15 protein-coding genes and 1 pseudogene are annotated in these 18,209 nt (G+C 57.5%); 7 read left to right on the top strand and 9 right to left on the bottom strand.

All coding sequences use genetic code 11. The features are described from left to right. The first annotated feature begins 1 nt into the window (after nucleotide 1). From H2Z84_RS04800 to H2Z84_RS21590, 5 genes and pseudogenes are all read left to right on the top strand, one after another. Entirely contained in the window at nucleotides 2-943 is a 942-nt protein-coding gene (locus H2Z84_RS04800; RefSeq protein ID WP_181834960.1) for a hypothetical protein, read from the top strand. Nucleotides 944-987: 44 nt separating this feature from the next. Beyond that, nucleotides 988-2,814 carry a polysaccharide deacetylase family protein gene (locus H2Z84_RS04795; RefSeq protein WP_220272699.1) on the top strand — a complete coding sequence of 609 codons (1,827 nt, stop codon included), beginning with the start codon at nucleotides 988-990 and terminating at the stop codon, nucleotides 2,812-2,814. Next, the gene (locus H2Z84_RS04790; protein WP_181834958.1) at nucleotides 2,807-3,670 is read left to right on the top strand and encodes a YaiO family outer membrane beta-barrel protein; all 864 of its coding nucleotides are present in this window, start codon (nucleotides 2,807-2,809) and stop codon (nucleotides 3,668-3,670) included. Before H2Z84_RS04795 ends, H2Z84_RS04790 begins: the two co-directional genes overlap by 8 nt. Continuing rightward, nucleotides 3,667-4,512 (top strand): hypothetical protein, encoded by an 846-nt coding sequence (locus tag H2Z84_RS04785; protein WP_181834957.1) that lies wholly within the window; start codon nucleotides 3,667-3,669, stop codon nucleotides 4,510-4,512. The genes H2Z84_RS04790 and H2Z84_RS04785 overlap by 4 nt, the downstream gene beginning before the upstream one ends. Before the next feature lie 463 nt (nucleotides 4,513-4,975). After that, nucleotides 4,976-5,152: pseudogene (locus tag H2Z84_RS21590) on the top strand (IS3 family transposase); the annotation flags it as partial. 73 nt (nucleotides 5,153-5,225) lie between these two features. On the opposite strand, the gene H2Z84_RS04780 reads toward H2Z84_RS21590, so the two are convergent. Together H2Z84_RS04780 and H2Z84_RS21095 are read right to left on the bottom strand one after the other, a co-directional pair. Further along, complete coding sequence (locus tag H2Z84_RS04780) at nucleotides 5,226-5,963, bottom strand: pirin family protein (protein ID WP_181834956.1); 738 nt, start codon at nucleotides 5,961-5,963, stop codon at nucleotides 5,226-5,228. A gap of 12 nt (nucleotides 5,964-5,975) precedes the next feature. Then, nucleotides 5,976-7,991: an SDR family NAD(P)-dependent oxidoreductase gene (locus H2Z84_RS21095; RefSeq protein WP_220272698.1), complete on the bottom strand. Its 2,016-nt coding sequence runs from the start codon at nucleotides 7,989-7,991 to the stop codon at nucleotides 5,976-5,978. 102 nt (nucleotides 7,992-8,093) lie between these two features. On the opposite strand from H2Z84_RS21095, the gene H2Z84_RS04765 reads away from it, so the two are divergent. After that, complete coding sequence (locus H2Z84_RS04765; RefSeq protein ID WP_181834955.1) at nucleotides 8,094-8,975, top strand: LysR family transcriptional regulator; 882 nt, start codon at nucleotides 8,094-8,096, stop codon at nucleotides 8,973-8,975. 193 nt (nucleotides 8,976-9,168) lie between these two features. Here the strand turns inward: H2Z84_RS04765 and H2Z84_RS04760 are convergent, their stop codons facing one another. The 6 genes from H2Z84_RS04760 to H2Z84_RS04735 all read right to left on the bottom strand — a co-directional run bounded on the left by H2Z84_RS04760 (nucleotide 9,169) and on the right by H2Z84_RS04735 (nucleotide 15,104). Next, complete coding sequence (locus tag H2Z84_RS04760) at nucleotides 9,169-9,594, bottom strand: (R)-mandelonitrile lyase (RefSeq protein WP_181834954.1); 426 nt, start codon at nucleotides 9,592-9,594, stop codon at nucleotides 9,169-9,171. A 25-nt stretch (nucleotides 9,595-9,619) separates the two neighbouring features. Continuing rightward, complete coding sequence (locus H2Z84_RS04755; RefSeq protein ID WP_181834953.1) at nucleotides 9,620-10,471, bottom strand: aldo/keto reductase; 852 nt, start codon at nucleotides 10,469-10,471, stop codon at nucleotides 9,620-9,622. 106 nt (nucleotides 10,472-10,577) lie between these two features. Continuing rightward, nucleotides 10,578-11,561: an aldo/keto reductase gene (locus tag H2Z84_RS04750; protein ID WP_181834952.1), complete on the bottom strand. Its 984-nt coding sequence runs from the start codon at nucleotides 11,559-11,561 to the stop codon at nucleotides 10,578-10,580. A 61-nt stretch (nucleotides 11,562-11,622) separates the two neighbouring features. Beyond that, the gene (locus H2Z84_RS04745) at nucleotides 11,623-13,041 is read right to left on the bottom strand and encodes an MFS transporter (RefSeq protein WP_181834951.1); all 1,419 of its coding nucleotides are present in this window, start codon (nucleotides 13,039-13,041) and stop codon (nucleotides 11,623-11,625) included. Then, complete coding sequence (locus H2Z84_RS04740) at nucleotides 13,038-13,622, bottom strand: NAD(P)H-binding protein (RefSeq protein WP_181834950.1); 585 nt, start codon at nucleotides 13,620-13,622, stop codon at nucleotides 13,038-13,040. Before H2Z84_RS04740 ends, H2Z84_RS04745 begins: the two co-directional genes overlap by 4 nt. Before the next feature lie 333 nt (nucleotides 13,623-13,955). After that, on the bottom strand, nucleotides 13,956-15,104 hold the full coding sequence (locus H2Z84_RS04735) for an iron-containing alcohol dehydrogenase (RefSeq protein WP_181834949.1): 1,149 nt from the start codon (nucleotides 15,102-15,104) through the stop codon (nucleotides 13,956-13,958). 134 nt (nucleotides 15,105-15,238) lie between these two features. On the opposite strand from H2Z84_RS04735, the gene H2Z84_RS04730 reads away from it, so the two are divergent. Next, nucleotides 15,239-16,198 carry a LysR family transcriptional regulator gene (locus tag H2Z84_RS04730; protein ID WP_181834948.1) on the top strand — a complete coding sequence of 320 codons (960 nt, stop codon included), beginning with the start codon at nucleotides 15,239-15,241 and terminating at the stop codon, nucleotides 16,196-16,198. A gap of 569 nt (nucleotides 16,199-16,767) precedes the next feature. On the opposite strand, the gene H2Z84_RS04725 is transcribed toward H2Z84_RS04730, so the two are convergent. Next, complete coding sequence (locus H2Z84_RS04725) at nucleotides 16,768-18,204, bottom strand: gamma-aminobutyraldehyde dehydrogenase (protein ID WP_181834947.1); 1,437 nt, start codon at nucleotides 18,202-18,204, stop codon at nucleotides 16,768-16,770. Nucleotides 18,205-18,209: the final 5 nt, after the last annotated feature.

Below are 18,209 nucleotides of genomic sequence, written 5' to 3'. Positions count from 1 at the left end.
CTTGTTGCTGGCGATGTGGGCCACGGCCTGCCTGGCCGATGGTGAACTCCACCTGCCCGAATATCAGCTTGAGGATGGAGCCATCCTGTTACAGAAGGGGGGAAAGCATGTCGACCCCTATTTTGCGATGAAGGCGCTGCTGACGGCGGGCGAGTTGGGATTGTCCACGGATACCGTTACCGATGCGTGGGTCGCCTGGCTCCTGCCCCGACAGGAAGGCAATGGCAGCTTTCCACGCTTTGAGCGACTGGCCAACGGTGGCTGGCGGCGCTCAGCGGCCGCCGATGCCGATGACTCCACGCTGGCTCTATGGATTTCCTTGTTATCCCGACGCTATGCCGCGCAGGCCATGCCGGCTTCCTTGCGCTCTTCGCTGGAACGTGCCCGTAAAGCGCTCTGGCGATTGCGCCGGGTAGACGGTGGGGTTTACGAATACGCGACAGGCTCCCGCCTGGCTTACCTGATGGATAACGCTGAAGTCTACACAGCCTTGCGTGACGACTGCACTTACTCCGGATACGGCTGTCAGCGGATGCTGCAACTGGAAAAGGCCCTGACACGCACATTCTGGGATGCGGGCAAGCGACGCTGGCGTGTGGCGTCGCGTCATGAACCGCCACTGGCTTTTTACCCGGATGCGGCTGCACAGCAGTTTCCGCACATGGCAGGGCTGCCAGCGCCTGCAGGTCAGGCTTCCTTTGATGACTGGTTAGCGAGGGAAGGGCATTCCTGGCTGTTGCAAGACAAGAACACGCTGGATTTTCCGTGGGGCGTGTTGGTGTTGGCCGCGCCGCAAGAGCGGCGTAGCGATGTGGCCCAGATCTGGCTGCAGCATGCGACACCCGCACGCCATACCACCCGTTGGAACATATTGGAAGAAGCGGTTTTTCAGGGACTGACACAAGGTTTGGACCTGCCAGAACAAAAAGGAAGCGAGTCATGAGCAGATTTCGATCTTGGCCACGTTGGGTATGGTGGTTATTGCTATTGGGCCTGTCACTGGTTGCGATAGCAGTTTGGCACCTGAAACAACAAAAAGAAGAGCAACCTCCGAGCGCATTCATTGCGCTGCTGTTACCGGATCAACAGGCCAGTCACAAATACGTATTGGCCTGGCAGGACGCAGCCAGTGAAGCCGGCGTCTCGATGCTTCAGATCACCGCCAGCCAACTGGTCGCGATGGATGCGGCCCAGCGTGCCCGCTTGCGCGGGATTGTGCTGCCTGACAGCATTCATCGCAGCATCAGTGCCGCCCTGGCTGGGGTACTGGAGGAGTACGTTCAGGATGGCGGAGCATTATGGATCAACTACGACGCCGCCACCGAAAATGCCGGAGGCCGTTTTCTGGATAAGCCTGCGCTGGCAAGGCTGGTGGGGGTGGACTATCTGCTTTACCAGGAAATGGGCAAGGCGATGGTGCGTAGCGACCTGATGCTGATGCCAGCCGCCGCCGTACAGGCGCTGGGCATTGCGCCTGGGCGTTTTCAACCCTACGCGGGTAGTACAGAGCCACTGCTGCAGGCGGCTACCTATGGCTATGACGAGGCGGTTTTCAGCTACCTGGTCACGCGAGGCAAGTTCCCCGGGCAGGTGCTCGCCAAGAGCAAGGATGGGTCCCTGATTGCGGGGCTGCGTCATTACGGACGCGGCCAAGTGTTGTTCGTCAACTTGCCGGTCACCTTTTTGCGTGTGCGTACGGATGGCTTGTGGCTGCAGTCCTATCTTAATTTTTTCAATCGACACGTGCTGCACCTGCCGCAGCTGGCCTCGGTGCCGGATGGCATCGGCGGCCTGGTAATGAACTGGCACGTGGATGCAGAAAATGCGATTCCTTATCTGGGCATGCTGGAAGATTTGGGTTTTCTGAAGCAGGGGCCTTACTCGGTCCACTTTACTTCTGGTCCCGACAACAATAGCCCGGGTGATCATCTGGGGATGGATGTCGCCCACAACACCACCGTACAAGGCTGGATACGTCGGTTGCATCAGCTGGGCTATGAGGTGGGTGCGCATGGCGGTTGGGCGCACAATTATTTCGCCTTCAACATCAACGAGAATAACGGTGCGCAGTGGACGTCCTACCTCGACAATAACAAACAGGATCTTGAGCAAGTCATCAATCAGCCATTGACCGAATATTCGGCCCCCAACGGCCACCATCCGGAGTGGGTAACCACTTGGCTGCGCCATAACGGTGTGCTGGCGTATTACTTTGTGGGCAATTCGTCGATGGGGCCCACGCGCGCTTATATCGATCCGGCCGACATGCATGGCCGTCCATGGGCCTTTCCGGTGTCTGCCAATGGCGATGTCGCCTCGTTTGAAGAGGCCGTGCTGAACAAATTTTCCGATGCACAGATGAGCACCTGGCTTGAAGCCATGACCCGCTTCGCGACCCAGCAGCACGAAGTCCGGCTGGTCTACTTCCACCCGCCGGGGGTCTACTTTTATCAAAAAGCGGCGACGCAATGGCTGGAACAAACCCGCCAGCTGAGCGAACAAGGCGTGTTTCGTTGGTACACCATGACACAGTTGGCGCGCTTTCTGTCGCAACGCGAGCAAACCGCCTGGCAGATAGCGCCGGCCGCAGGCAAGAAGGCCTCTTGGGTCAGTATCGACGCCCGCAACCCGACATCTCTGGAGCGACAAAGTTGGCTCTTGCCCAAGACTGCGGCACGGCCGGTGTTGCTGATTGGCGCGGCCAATATCGAGGCACTGCCTGACGCCTGGCGCGTGACTGCCAAAGCGGGAAAGAACCTGCGGTTTGAATATTTGCAGCCGGGTAGCGCGGCGGAAGGGGACGCGAATGATTGAGCAAAAAAAAGTGGCATGTTTGATGATTTGTCTGCTATTGCAGGCCGGTAGGGCATGGGCGGTCGACGAAGAAGCATCCGCCCCGGCTGAGGAGGCTGAGGCGATGGAGGCCCCGGCGGAAGCTGCTGCCGACTCGGCATACTCCCAGGCTCGCAGCATAGAGCTGGGCACTACCCGCTCGCATTTGAGCGAGGGTAATCCAAGCTGGAATGGCGTGTATGTTTCCGGAGTGTGGCAAAGCAATGCCAGTAATGTTTTTGACTGGATCGCCGAACAGGACAGCCGCTTTGGCGAGCATGGTGTCGCGCTGAATGGCGGCTGGAACCACGATTTCAATCCAGACTGGTTCGGCCGGTTGGAGCTGGGGCGCAGCAGCAGTGGCACTTTCTGGCCTGGCACACACTATGGTGTAGCACTCAATCGAAAACTGCTCCAGGAGCGTAACCTGGTGGCCACCTTTGGCCTTGCCTACAACGACAATCGCCAAGATTATAGCGACCGCATCCTGACGCTGGGCCTGGTTTATTACTTTGATGCACCCTGGGTGATCGAGGGTGGCGTGCATCGTACGATCAGCTATCCCGGCGGTGTGGCATCGATGCAAGGTTATGGTGCGATTACCTACGGGCGCAACGCTTGGCGTCTGGTGACATTTGCCATCAATGCCGGCGGCGAAGGCTATATGCCAATCGGTAACAATCAACCCCGGCAGCTGTTTGATAGCCAGCTATACCAACTGAGCTGGCGCGAGTGGGTAGGCAAGCATTGGGGGCTGCATGCCGGCGTGGAGTTTTACCATAGCCCTTACTACCAACGCAGTGGGCTGACCACGGCCGTGTTCTGGGATCTGCCATGAATACGCAGCAACGTCTGGATTTACTGAAGTCCATGCGCTACACCGGTCATGGCGGCGGCCTCATCAGGATGCACCGCGCCATGCGCATCGAGCACTTCAGCCGTATGCGCTGGGCCTGGATTATCGGCTTGCCATTGCTGTGCAATCTGGTGACGCTCAAGCTATTGCCCAGCATCACCGGCCTATGGTTTGAGTTGACGCGCTGGAGTATTGCGGTGACCGGGGGGATGGCGGATGTGTCCGCCTTGCGGGTGCAGGAAGGATGGACGCGGCCCATGGCACTGCCTTGGCTGGAGCTGTCTTCTTCTACGCCATCGTTTTGGCAGTGTTGGGGCAATGCGCTGGCCGCCTTGCTCTTGCTACTGCTGTCTTTTGTCATTAGCCAGGAGCGCATGCCCGCACGTTATTTACTGCGGCTGCTTGCCATCATCCAGGGTTGTTCTTGCCTATATTTCTGTGTGATGCCAGCGGCGTTCAGTCATTCGCTATCCGACTATCACCACTCCTGCCTGGAGTTTGTACTGGCCCTGTTGTTGCTGGTGCCATGGATACACGCGCTCACCTTTTACATTCTCGACAAGCCCATTTGGCACAAGCTGCTGCTGACCCTGCTTTCAATGGGATATCTCTGTGTGGAAGCGCCGCTGCATTATTTTGCCGCAGCGCTGGCGCTGCACTTTGGCTCACTATTATTCATGCCATTGATTTTCATTCTGGGGAGCCTGATGGTGGAGGTGATGATGTTGATCGCGCTATATGGCTGGGTAATGAGCTGGGATACAGCCTCTGCTGATTTATTTCGTAGGCCCTCACCAAGGGGGCCGCATGTCGATACCAATTAGTCCGATAAAGTTCGTCAGTCCATGCTGTTATTGGCCGCGAACCGTCTATGTGGCTTCGGATGAGCTTATCGGGCTGGAGCGGTCTCGAAATGGCCCTCCATGTCGTTGTGAGCCATTGCCGCACAGAAAGGGGCGGCGATGGCCAGAGTGTTTGGCACCGTGCTTGAGTCATTGTCATGTAAGCAAGGCAAGTAGGGGAATGCGGTGGAGCTGATTTCAAATACAAGCAGAATCAGAGTGCCATCTCCAGCCGAACAGGCGATGTTAGTGAAGCTGTTTGCAAGCCACTCACTATCCTGGATTCCACTTGTTGATTTGCGTAATACGCTGCGAATTTATGGAGTGAGCTTTGCCAATAGCACGGAAAGCATAGATCCTGAGATGCCTGCATTGGCGCTCCTTGCCTTGAACGAGATTCGGCGCAGGTTTCCTTGTTCCTTGTAATATGGCGTGAAATGAAACGCTATACCCCAAACGTGCCACGCTGGCCGAATCTGCGGAGCAACAAGCCGAAATTAGACGCCTCAAGGCAAAACGGAAACGGGGGCCGAGGAGTGCGACATCCTAACAATGCCGCCGCATAGTTTGCCAGGGAGTCCGGGTAAGGTATGCCTTCATCCAGGCCCACGCGCAGCTATTTGCTGATGGTCAATCAACAGCAAGACGGCATCGTTTCCGGTTAATCGTTTGTAGGTCGTGATTATTCCCTCTTGCTAGTTTGCGGTGGAATACCGTGGATCGCCCCAGAACATCACAACTTTGGCGGAGCCATGCTCTGCTTTTAAGCGTACTTCTCGGGGGTGTTTGCTTGCCGGGTAGACAGGAAGCCCTTGGCCATCGAGAAAGAAGGCTTCACCGTCAATGCTGATCTCCCCAAAAATAGGCATTGCAAACATATTCACGCCGGCGGGGACTGGGATAGCCAGCTCCGCACCTTCTTCCAGCGAGATGTCCAGCAAAGTCACATTGCTTGGTGGTTTCAACGGGGACGCCACCCCAGACAGCGATCCCAGTGCTACACGAATCTTGCCACCCGGCATCCGAAGCATCGGGGTGTCTTCTGGCTCCAGACTGAGCGTAGAAGGTGCTATCTGTTCAAGTTCTGGTAGCAGACTCACAAAGATCTGCAAGGAGTGGACGGTTTTGCCTTCTTCCGCGGGGTCTTCCTGGTGGATGATCCCGTTGCCAGCTGTTGCCCAATGCAGCCCACCAGGGCGAATGAGATTGTGGGTTCCCAGCGAGTCCCGGTTGTCGATACCGGTCTCCGAATCCATAAAGACATAGGACACAGCACAGAATCCGGCATGCCGATGCGGCGGGAAGGTCGGTGCGCTCATCCAGGCGTGGTCAACGCCAAGGAAAGGAGCTAGCACGTTGTTTTCAGCGCGCAGGGTATAGGCCCTGAAATGACTTCCATGATTCATCCGCTGCAGAGGAACAATAACTGGCATAGCGGTTTCCGTTTACCGCGTGGCGTTAAGTGCCGGATAGTCGGTAAAGCCCTTTTCGGTGCCGCCAAAGTAGGTGTTACGGTCTGCCTCATTAAACGGTGCGTTGGCTTCCAGCCTGGTCATGAAGTCCGGGTTTGCCAGAATCATTTGCCCGTAAGACTCCAGATCCGCCAGTCCGGCAGCGACATCATTTCCGATTTGCTCGCGCGGCTTGCCTGGGCGGTTCAGAATCAGGCTCTGCTTCCAGAGGATGCGGATGTCTTGCAGCAAATCTTCATTGCCAAGGTGCATCAGGTGCAGATAGGCCAGGCCCAGCTTGTTCAGTTCGGCAACCAGGTAACGGTAAAGCGCAGCGCCGTTTTCACCCTCTTCGATGCCCCACATGTTCATCCCCGGAGATAGGCGGATGGCCGTGCGGTCAGCGCCGATTTCTTCAGCGATGGCAGCCGCCACTTCGATGGCAAAGCGGGCACGGTTTTCAATCGATCCACCATATTCATCGCTACGGGTATTGGCACTGGGTGCCAGGAACTGGTGAATGAGGTAGGCGTTCGCACCATGAATTTCCACCCCATCGGCACCCGCTTCAATAGCGCGGCGTGCTGCAACACGGAAGTCCTGGATGGTCTGCTGCACTTCTACAGTACTGAGTGCATGGGGAACCGGCGCATCTTGCATCCCGGTTGGCGTAAACATTTGTGCTCCAGGCGCGATAGCCGAAGGCGCAACGCCTTGCCGATGATGCGGCGTATTGTCGGGATGAGACATCCGGCCGGCATGCATCAACTGAATGAACAAGCGGCTGCCTTTGGCATGTACTGCATCGGAGACTTGTTTCCAGCCGGCAACGTGCGCATCGGTATAGATGCCTGGTGTCATCAGATAGCCCTGGCCATCATCGGAAGGTTGGGTCCCTTCGGCAATGATCAGGCCTACCTCGGCGCGTTGCGCATAATACTCGGCAGCCAGTTTGCCCGGGGTGCCATCAAATTCAGCCCGGCTGCGCGTCATCGGTGCCATGGCAAAACGGTTTTTCAGGGTGTAACGACCCACTGTGGTCGAAGTGAAGATCTGTTTCATGTGGAAATCCTTGGTCATCGAGTGAAGTGTGTTGCTGGAGAGAGGAGACGCAGATTGCGCTGTTACATACACACCAGTTCTCGCCAGCAGATGTTCTGAAGCGGCGATGAACTGGCGGATGTGCTGTGCATCCAGGCCGGGAGAGGGAAGAATGGCTTGCGCTTTACGGTTGAAGAATGAGCCGCTGTACCGCTCGAGATCCGGGCTGAGCAACAGTGGCAGCATCTTCTGTGCGTATTGCTCTGGCGTCGGCGTTAGCAAACCAATCAGTGTTTCCGTAATGCGCGATTTCAGGCTGCCTTGCCCCAGGAAGTTATTACGGATGCCGGTTTTGATCAGGCCAGGATTGAGACCGAAGAAAGTCAGGTGCGGGTAGCGTCTGGCACCATCGAGTACCAGCATTTCATTGCCGGCTACGGTGTTCATGTGGGCAGCCATCGCGCTGTAGGACTGCTCGGCATTCAGGTCGGCATGCTCGCCTTTTTGGCCACTGCCGGGATAGCCCATGAGGAAAACACGTGGTTTCAATGCCGCTTGTTTGCGCAGGGTGCCAAGACGCGGAGCAAGCTGCTGCAGGATCAGCAGACGATTCAAATAACTGACAGCCAGGTCACGTTCGATACCTTCGGCCGTTTCTTGTCGCTGTGGCGCTGCAAAAATGCCGGTGGTGAAAACAAGCATGTCGAGGTTTTCCGCAGGTAACAAAGCGGCAACCCGTTGTGCTTCTTTCATCAGGCTCAGATCCGCCGGGATGAAGTGAATATTGACGCTGTCGCTGTCGCGGAAGGTTTGTCCCACAACCGTAACCCTTGCCCCTGCAGCCGCCAGTGCACGGCTTAGCGCTCTTCCCAGCCCACCCGTGCCGCCGATGACGGCAACTTGTTTGCCCTTCAGCGCTCCTGCGGCTACGGGCTTTGGTCGCCAAGTAACGTTCTCATTCAACTTCATCTGACTTCCCTCACATTTCTGATGGAAGTCATCATCGTCCTGTTTTAACTCGGGATAAATATGGTATTTTGGAAATGATTGATCCAAAAATGAGGCAATAAGGTGGAGTTTCTCAATGACATGGCCTTGTTCGTCGAGGTGGTAAAGGCCAAGGGATTTCGCGGTGCAGCAGAAGCCAGCGGCGTGCCCAACTCAACCCTGTCCCGGCGGATCAGTGCACTGGAAAAAGCGATTGGCTTAAGGCTGCTGCACCGGACAACACGGAAAGTCGAGCTGACAGAAGCGGGACAGATTTACTACGAGCGCTGTCGGCGCATTGTGGAAGAGGCCCGGATTGCCCATGAGCAACTGGGCGAGATGCTGGCGCAACCGAGTGGGGTATTGCGGGCATCGCTGCCGGTGGACTTTTCGGTCACCTACCTGGCACCGCTGATTGCAGAGTTTGCACGACGTTACCCGGGGCTGACGTTTGATTTCGACCTGACGCCCCGGCGTTCAGATCTGGTCAGCGAACCGTTTGATGTGGCGATACGCATGGGGGAGCCAGAAAACTCCCAGCTCATCGCACGCCCACTGGCATCACTGCGTGCACAGCTGTATGCATCACCGGCTTATCTGGCACGCAGCGGAGAGCCTGAAAGTCCGGCGGATCTGTCGAATCACGAGTGCCTGAGCATGCTCAAGTCTGGCGCAGGTACTTGGACCTTAAACCGTGATGGCGATATGCAAACGGTCAGCGTGGGAGGGCGCTTTTCCCTCAACAGCGTCGGCATGATCCGCCGCCTTGCCACGCTGGACATGGGGATTATCTTGATGCCGGAGGCCATCGTGACCGACGATGTTTCATCAGGAAAGTTACGTCGCATCTTGCCCGACTGGTATGGCGCACCGCTCCCGGTCTATGCCATCACGGAAACCCGGCTGATTCCCGCCAAGACGCAACGGTTCATTGAGTTCTTGCGCGAGCGGCTGGGCTCATTGTAAGGACGGATCCGGTCTGTCATGTAAAGCAGACCTTGCATTCCAACATGCAGAACGACCGATATGGCCGAACTGCCGCAGCATCGCTTAGGACTGCGGCAGTTCGGCCAAACCAAGCATGGCCGCTTTACTTCACAAAGCGGCCGAAAATCTGCCTGGTGAGCTGGCTGGTGTTTACCGCGCATGGGCCATCTGCTCAGTGTGAATACTGCAGGTCACTCACTTTCTCCTGCCAGGTAACAACACTACCTGCTGCTTGCTCTTGCACAGCAATATGGCTCATCGCCGTGCTCGGTGCCGCACCGTGCCAGTGTTTGATGCCTGGGGGAATATTCACCACGTCGCCGGGACGAATTTCCTGCACCGGCCCCCCCCATTGCTGCACACGGCCACAGCCCGCTGTCACAATCAGCTTTTGTCCCAACGGGTGGGTGTGCCAGTCGGTACGCGCTCCCGGTTCAAACGTAACCAGTGCGCCGGATGCGGCAGCGGGTGGAATCGGTGCAAATAGAGGATCTACGCGCACTGTTCCAGTAAACCAGTCGGCGGGGCCTTGATAGGAAGCTTGGGATCCGGCCCGTGCTACGGTGACGGTTTCAGCGGAATTCAATTGTTCAGTCATGTCATTTCCTTGATTGATGTCGATATCAGGTGGGGCGATGTGCTTCGTACAGCCACTTCACCATGGCCGGGTCTCTATGGTCGAAGAAGGCAGAGCTGCCCGTATCCAGTGCGGCGATACTGGCCATGTCTGTTTCACTCAATTCAAAATCATTGATGGCAAAGTTCTCTGCCATGCGCTCGGGACGCACGGATTTGGGAATGGCCACCACACCGCGTTGTAACAGCCAGCGCAATACCACCTGGGCCACCGAGCGGCCGTGACGGGTGGCGATGTCTTGTAACGGCGCATTGCCGAACAGATTGTTGCGGCCCTCGGCAAATGGTCCCCACGATTCGATCTGTATGCCCAAGCCCTGCAGGAACTCGGCAGTGGCGATTTGCTGGCAGAAGGGGTGGGTTTCGAGCTGGTTGACCGCCGGAACAATCTTGTTGCGCATTACCAGATCCATCACCCGGTCGGGATGGAAATTACTCACCCCGATGGCACGGATCCGGCCAGCCCGGTGCAAGTCTTCCATGGCGCGCCAAGAGCCATGCACATCGCCATACGGCTGGTGAATCAGATACAGATCCAGATAGTCCAGTTGCAGGCGTTTCATGGAGCGCTCAAAAGCCTGCATGGTTTGTTCGTAGCCGGTGTCATGCAGCCATAGCTTGGTGGTGATGAATAGCTGCTCACGCGGAATATTGCTTGCGGTAATCGCAAGCCCGACCGCTGCTTCATTACCGTAGGAGGCCGCCGTATCAATCAGCCGGTAACCGGTTTGCAGTGCGGCTGCCACACCGCGCTCACACTCGGCAAGATCGGCCATCTGATACACCCCGAAGCCCTGCAAGGGCATCTGGATGCCGTTGTTCAATGTGACTGTTTTCATCGTGTCTTTCCTGTCGGAATGCGTGGACCATCTGCTACCGACATGGCCAAAAGCCGCATGGCGGAGTCGATGGTGTTGTGACTCTTTCTGGTTTCATGCCGCCAAATCAACGTCCTACTCGCGCTTGCAAGTGTGGAGGGTAGCGGTGGCCTTCAATCTGGATACCGCTGAGCACAGCCTCGATGTCGGCAAGATCCGTCGCAGAGAGCTCCAGCGATGCCGCGCCCAGGTTTTCTTCCAGACGATGCAATTTGGTCGTTCCGGGAATGGGAACAATCCATGGTTGGCGTGCCAGCAGCCAGGCCAGCGCAATCTGTGCGCGTGTTGCGCCTTTGGCGCTGGCCATGTCGCCGAGAATATCGACCAGGCCTTGATTGGCCTTGCGTGCAGCTTCGGCAAAGCGTGGCACGACATTGCGAAAGTCACTGCTATCGAACTGGGTGGAGGCATTGATTGCGCCGGTCAGGAAGCCTTTGCCCAGCGGGCTGAACGGAACCAGGCCAATACCAAGCTCTTCCAGTAGTGGCAGTAATTCGGCTTCGGGCTCACGCCACCACATCGAGTACTCGCTTTGCAGTGCAGTAACCGGCAATACCGCATGCGCACGACGAATGGACTCCACGCCAGCCTCGGACATACCAAAGAAGCGGACCTTTCCCGCCGCAATCAGGTCTTTAACCGCGCCGGCCACATCCTCGACAGGTACTGTCGGGTCGACCCGATGTTGGTAGAACAAGTCGATCACCTCGGTTTTAAGGCGCTTGAGCGAAGCCTCGGCCACCGCGCGGATATTTTCCGGTCGACTATCCAGGCCTTCAGCCACATTTCCGTTACGGAAACCGAATTTGGTGGCAATCACGACCTTGCTGCGAAATGGCGCCAGTGCTTCGCCCAGCAGCTCTTCATTGCTGCCGGGCCCATAGGCTTCGGCGGTATCAAAAAAGGTGACACCCAGTTCGTAAGCCCTGCGAATTAAAGCCACAGCTGTTGAACGATCCGTGGCCGGACCATAGCCATAGCTCAGTCCCATGCAGCCGAATCCCAAGGCTGAGACTTCAAGTTCGCTCTTTCCCAGCTTGCGCATTTTCATCGCTGTACCTTTCATTGGATGGTGGATGGATTTGAAGGCAGCTGTTTAAGCCGGCCGCTTTTCAGTTGTTTCGTATGGGCCTGCGTTGCTGCGACGAGATGGACCCGAAGTTCAGAAAGCGCACGGCCAACAACAAGCTGGCAGCCAGGAACGCGGCTGCCACGTCCAGTGCATAACCGGTATGCAGAGCCATCTCAGCACTGCTGTAGGCTGTTTTGCCACCACCCGCGTAGACGACAACCAGAATGGCAAGACCCAGTGTGGCACCCACTTGGTGGGCAACATTCAGCACACCGGAGGCGACGCCGGCATTGTGTGGCTCCACCCCGGCCACCCCGGCCACGGTAAGTGGCGCCAGTACCCAGCCTTGTCCGAAACCCACTAGCAGCATCGGCCCCAGGACACCTGCAACATAAGACGCCTGATCAGCCGCCAGGCCTTGCCACAACACACCGGCCACACACATGGCCAGCCCGCTCAGCAGAATGCGACGCTGCCCGATACGGCGGGCTACGGCCGGCACCGACAACGAGGTGGCCAGTTGCGGAATGGTGACCGGTACAAACGCCAGTCCGGCCAGCATCGGTGAGAAACCGAGTACCCGTTGCAGGTATTGCGCGGTGAAAAACCAGAAACCGGCCATGCCGCACAGAAACAACAAGCGTGCAGCGTATGCGGCGTTACGTTCCCGGTTGGTCAGCAGGGCAAGGGGTAACAAGGGTTGAATGGCACCTGACTCGATACGCAGAAAACCGGCCAGCAAAATCAGCCCGGCCAGCAGGCTGCTCCAGGTTTGTACTGCGCCCCAGCCGGATTCGGCCGCCTCGACAATACCGAATACCAAGGCAAACATGCCTAGCGTGGAGGTCAGTGCACCGGCCATGTCAAAACGCCCGGATTGCCGTGGTGTTTCGTGGATGTAGCGCATGCTGCCGGCAATCAGGGCGGCACCTATCGGCAGGTTGATGAAGAAACCTGCTCGCCAGGAAATCAGGTCGGCCAGCAAGCCTCCCGCCACCAGTCCCACGGTGGCACCGATGCCTGCTGCTGCGGCATACAGCGACAGTGCACGGGTTCGTTCATGGCCCTCTTCAAAATGGGTGGATATCAATGCCAGGGTCGAGGGGGCCAATACCGCAGCACCAAGCCCCTGGACCGCCCTAAAGGTAATCATCCACGCGGGTGTCATGGCTGCACCGATAGCCAGCGAGGCCACGGTAAAGATGGTCAAACCGGTGATGAACATCTGTCGTCGGCCAAGAATGTCGCCGGCTCTTGCCCCCAGCAGCAAGAAGCCGCCAAAGGTCAGGGTGTAGGCGTTCTGGATCCACGACAGTCCGGCCGGGCTAAAGCCAAGCGCCGCCTGAATGCGTGGCAAGCCGGTCAGGACAATGGAAATATCAATCACCAGCATCAGGTAGCTGACCATGATGATGGTCAGCACCATGCTACGGTTCACTGCCGTTGAGGCCTGGGTCATGCTGTGCTCACCCCCAGGCTTTGACCGATTTCCATCCCCGGCGTAATGGCCAGCCGGGTGATCAGGCTGGAAAGGCTGTCGAGTGATACCGCGTGACCAATAAACGGCTGCCCCTTTCTGGTCAGCTGGTAGTTTTCGGTCTTGTCGCGATTGAACCAGCCCGGCCGCAATAGGGTGTAGTCAAGGTCAGAGGCTTCAATCAGTGCGGCCGAGTCGCGATAGGGGTCCAGTACGCTGCGATAGCGTTCACCCGGCACTTCGCCGTAGATTCCCATGGAGCTGATAAAGATCAGGCGTCGCAGCCCGGACACTTTCATGCTGTCAATCACCTTGCCTGCCTGTGCGGCCATGTCTCCCGCCAGATTGGCATACACCAGGTCTTGGTTGCGCATGGCCATCTGCAAGGTGGCGGAATCCAGCACATCTCCTTCGACAATCGTTACCCGCGACGGGTCCGGATTAGCCAGGCGGTGTGCACGGCGCAAATACAGCGTCAGCTGGACATCCGGGTGTGCCAGCAGATAGGGCAAGGTATGCCGCGCAAGCTGGCCGTTTGCCCCCAGTATCAGAATTCGGGTCATTGCAATCGTTTCATTTTTCATCCTGTAGATGCCATACAAGGGCAGCGCACAGGAAGCGCCTCGACCTGCGTGTCACCATGGCAGTGACCGACGCTGGCAAGGCTCAGCAACATAAATAGATGGACGGCTACCGGTTATTGACCATGTCGTTGACTGGCAACCAGACCGTGGCAGTTACTCAGGCGTAGCCAGGACGTTGGTTTTCATGGCCACGATGACACCACCACCAATCAGCAATCACTACCAGTGACGAAGGCCGCATCAGACTCCTGCAGGAGGGATGCGGCGACTGCCATTTCCTCTGGTGGCGCCATGCGCGTCACAGGATTTGAATTACAGAGCCAGGCTCAAGATTTCGACCACGACATCATGGGTATAGATTTCTGCAATACCGAACCACTTGGCATTGCCCAGCACTACTTCGGTAATGGTTGGCAAGTCAGCCTTGGTGATGCCGAGTTGTGACAGGCGAGTGGGGGTGCCGATCTTGTCAAACCAGCTTTCCAGAGCCGCAATGCCTTGCTCTGCGGTTTCAAGTGCAAATACCTGTTGAGCAAAGCGCTGGAACTGCTGCGGATTCTTGCCCTGATACCATTTCATCCACGCCGGCATGATCACCGACAGGCCTGCACCATGCGGCACGTTAAACAGTGCGGACAAGGCGTGTTCGATCATGTGGTTGGGATAGCTGAAGCCTGCCGTACCGGCATAAATCAGGCCGTTGAGAGCCTGCGTGGCGGCCCAGGCGAACTCGGCACGGGCCGGGTAATCGGTCGGCTTGTCCAACAGGGTTTCCGTGGTGTCGATCACGGTTTTAACCAGGGCCTCCACCATGCGTGACTGAAGCACCGGCTGCGTGGTGGCGGTGAAATAGCCTTCAATGCAATGGGCGATGATGTCGGCGGCGGAGTACACCAGATAGTCGCGCGAAACGGTTTGCATCAATGCCGGGTTGACGATGGAAACGCGCGGAAAGGTATGCACCGACTGGATCGCGAATTTTTCTTTAGTGGCCTCGTTGGTGACGACTGCACCACTGTTCATTTCGCTGCCGGTTGCCGCCAGTGTCAGAATGGAAAACACCGGCAATGCGGCATCAATGGCAGCCTTGCCGATGAACAGATCCCATACATCGCCAGCGTAAGCCACCCCGGCGGCAATGGCCTTGCTGCTATCCAGTACCGACCCACCACCAACGCTCAGCACGGCACCGACCTGATGACCACGTGCCAGTGCAATGCCCTCGCGCACCTTGCTCAGCAAGGGGTTGCTGACAATGCCGCCGAATTCGACAAATTCGATGCCGTGTGCAGCCAGGCTCTGGCTGACGGTCTGGAACAGGCCATCGCGCTTGATGCGGTCACTACCAAAACAGAGCAGTACTTTGCTGATGCCATGTTCAGCCAGGTGCTGGCCGATCAGCTGTTCTTTGCCGGTACCGAAATCAATTTTGGTGGGATTGAAGAAAGTAAAGTTGTCCATGCGTATTCTCGTTGCCATCTCGGCGCTTGAAGTTGATGGACGTGACTTTAATCCTCAGTGGAACATCAAACTAGCGTGTTATTATTTGAATGATCTACAACTTTATGATGTTAATTCATCGGCAAAGCTGAGCCATGTCCATTAACGAGCTTCGTTCCATTACCACATTCGTACGGACGGTCGAGTACGGCAGCCTCAGCAAGGCTGCTGCTGCACAACAGATCTCGCCACAGGCAGCCAGCAAGGCACTGGGGCAACTGGAACAGTTTCTGGGTGTGCGGCTATTCCACCGCACCACCCGCAGCATGTCGCTGACCGAAGAGGGGCAGCGCTTTCTGGAGGCGGTACAACCATCGCTGATTGGATTCCAGCAAGCGCTGTCAGCCGTAAAGCAAACCAAGGATGAGCTGGCGGGACCACTGCGGATTGTCGGCCCGCGTACCGTTTTGCAATCGGTCATCGGCCCGGTGATGGACGAATACTGTCGGCTCTACCCCGAAGTACAACTGGACGTGCAACTGGATGACCGCATTGGCAACTGGGTGGAGGATCGTATTGATGTCGGCTTCCGATTGGGTAATTCGCCACAGGAAGGGCTGGTGGCACGTCGCCTGTTTCCCATGCAGTTGATTATCTGCGCCGCCCCCAGCTACCTGCGCAAGCATGGCATCCCGCTCAGTCTTTACGATTTAGGGGCGCATCGTTGCAGTGCCTTTCGCCGGGCCAGCGATGGCCGCGTGGTGCCCTGGCGTGTGCGGGTCGGTGAGCGCATGCAGGATCAGCCGGTCAATCCGGCCTTCTGCACCAATGACGAAGCCATGGAGTTGCGCGCCGTCCTGGCTGGTGAGGTCATTGGCCAACTGGCAGGCCCGACAGCGGCCCCACTGATACGCAGTGGTCGGCTGATTCCCATTTTGCTGGAAAACATGGCAGACCATTACAGCCTGTTTGTGTATTACGGCAGTCGTGCGGCACAGCCGGCAAGAGTCCGGCGGTTTATTGATTTGGCGGTGGACCGGCTGACTGACGGTAAAGACTTTGTACTGTCCGAAGCCGAACTGCAAAGCGCAAGTGACGCGCTACCGCTAGCCTAGCGTCATTTAATGACGGGTAATTTCATTGGGCGAACGCTTAACACCGCCAGCCCTGATGGCGACTTTGCCCGATTCTTCGCCAACCGGGCTGACGCTGCGCCTTTGGCGCGGCGACGTATGTGAAAACAGCCCTGGAATGGTGCCGCCTGCGGCACCGCGCCAAGGGTTGCGCCATGACTCGGTGTCTCCGAAGGCTTTCGCTTTTTCCCCTGCGACTCAATGACCCAGTGGGAGCAAGCTAGCTCGCTTGCATTACACAGATACCGGATCGCCATGTTTGGCAAGGACAGCAGTATTCGGCATCGGCAGCTCACCACCGCCGGTGCGGTATTTGCATGACCGGAATTGATCTGGTGGATGGATGCAGCATACTTCAGCAGCAGGCAGGCAAGCGCATGATGGTAACTGTCCCCGACCTGGTCGACCACCCCGGTCAGGATGGATGAACCCAAGTCGGGCAACTGGCGGTGGCGGACATGCAGGGCAGGGGCGTAATACCGCAACAAATGAAACCGCCCGGTCTTTCACAGGAAAGAGACCGGGCGGGCTGCTAGCATTGACGGGTTTTGTCAGTGCTTGAGCATCACATGACGCACGCAGCTGTAGTCTTCCAGCGCGTACATGGACATGTCTTTGCCGTAGCCGGAACGCTTCATGCCGCCATGCGGCATTTCGTTCACCAGCATGAAGTGGGTATTCACCCATGTGCAGCCATATTGCAATTGCGCACTCAGCTGCATGGCGCGCCCCACATCGGCAGTCCATACCGAGCTGGCCAGGCCGTAATCCGAATCATTGGCCCACTGAATGACCTGATCGGCATCGTCGAACGGGGTAATGGACACCACCGGGCCAAACACCTCGCGCTGCACGATTTCATCCTGTTGCTGCGCACCGGCAATCACCGTGGGCTGGTAGAAAAAGCCCGGCCCCTCACCCAGCTTGCCACCGGTCAGCACCTCGACATGGGACAGTTGCTGGGCGCGCTCGACAAAGCTGGCTACGCGATTGCGCTGGCGTTCGGAAATCAGCGGCCCCATTTCCACGCCATCCAGGTGTTGATGGCCCACTTTGATGGTGCTAACCGCGCTGGCCAGATCGGCGGCAAAACGTTCGTATACCCCTTTTTGCACATACAGGCGGCAGGCCGCAGTGCAGTCCTGGCCGGCGTTGTAATAACCAAAAGCACGGATGCCCTCTACGGCAGAAGCCAGATCGGCATCGTCAAAAATGATCACCGGCGCCTTGCCGCCCAGCTCCAGATGGGTACGCTTGACCGAGCGTGAGGCGGTTTCCAGTACACGCTGACCAGTGGAGACATCACCCGTAATGGAAATCATGCGGACCTGCGGCTGGGAAATCAGCGGGCTGCCCACGGTTTCGCCACGGCCCAACACCAGATTGAACACCCCGGCCGGAAACAGCCCTGCCATCAGCTCGGCCAGCTTCAGCGTGGACAGCGGCGTCTGTTCCGATGGCTTGAGCACCACGGTATTGCCGGCCGCCAGCGCCGGGGCAATTTTCCAGGCGGCCATCATCAGCGGGTAGTTCCACGGTGCAATCGATGCCACCACGCCCAGCGGGTCGCGGCGAATCATGCTGGTATGTCCTGGCAGATATTCACCGGCCAGCATGCCCGTCTGGGCACGCACCGCACCGGCAAAGAAGCGGAACACATCCACCACAGCGGGGATTTCATCATTCAGTGCCAGATGATAGGGCTTGCCACAGTTGAGCGACTCGAGCCGGGCGAATTCCGGCCCGCGCGCCTCGATGGCATCTGCCAGTTGCAACAGGCGTTCGGAACGCTCACGCGGGCTGGTGCGCGCCCAGGCCGGGAAGGCTGCCTGAGCCGCCGCCACCGCTGCCTGCACCTGCTCCAGTGATGCTTCCTTGATATGCACAATCAGCTCGCCAGTGGCCGGGTTGAGAATGCCCTCCTGCTCGCCCTCTCCCGTCACGAATTCGCCGTTGATCAGCATCTTGCATTGCAGAGTCTTGTCCATGCTTG

This window comes from Aquitalea aquatica, assembly GCF_013911085.1.
Lineage (GTDB): Bacteria > Pseudomonadota > Gammaproteobacteria > Burkholderiales > Chromobacteriaceae > Aquitalea > Aquitalea aquatica.
Note: the sequence above shows the minus strand (reverse complement) of the source record. Positions and strands in the feature narration are given on the sequence as shown.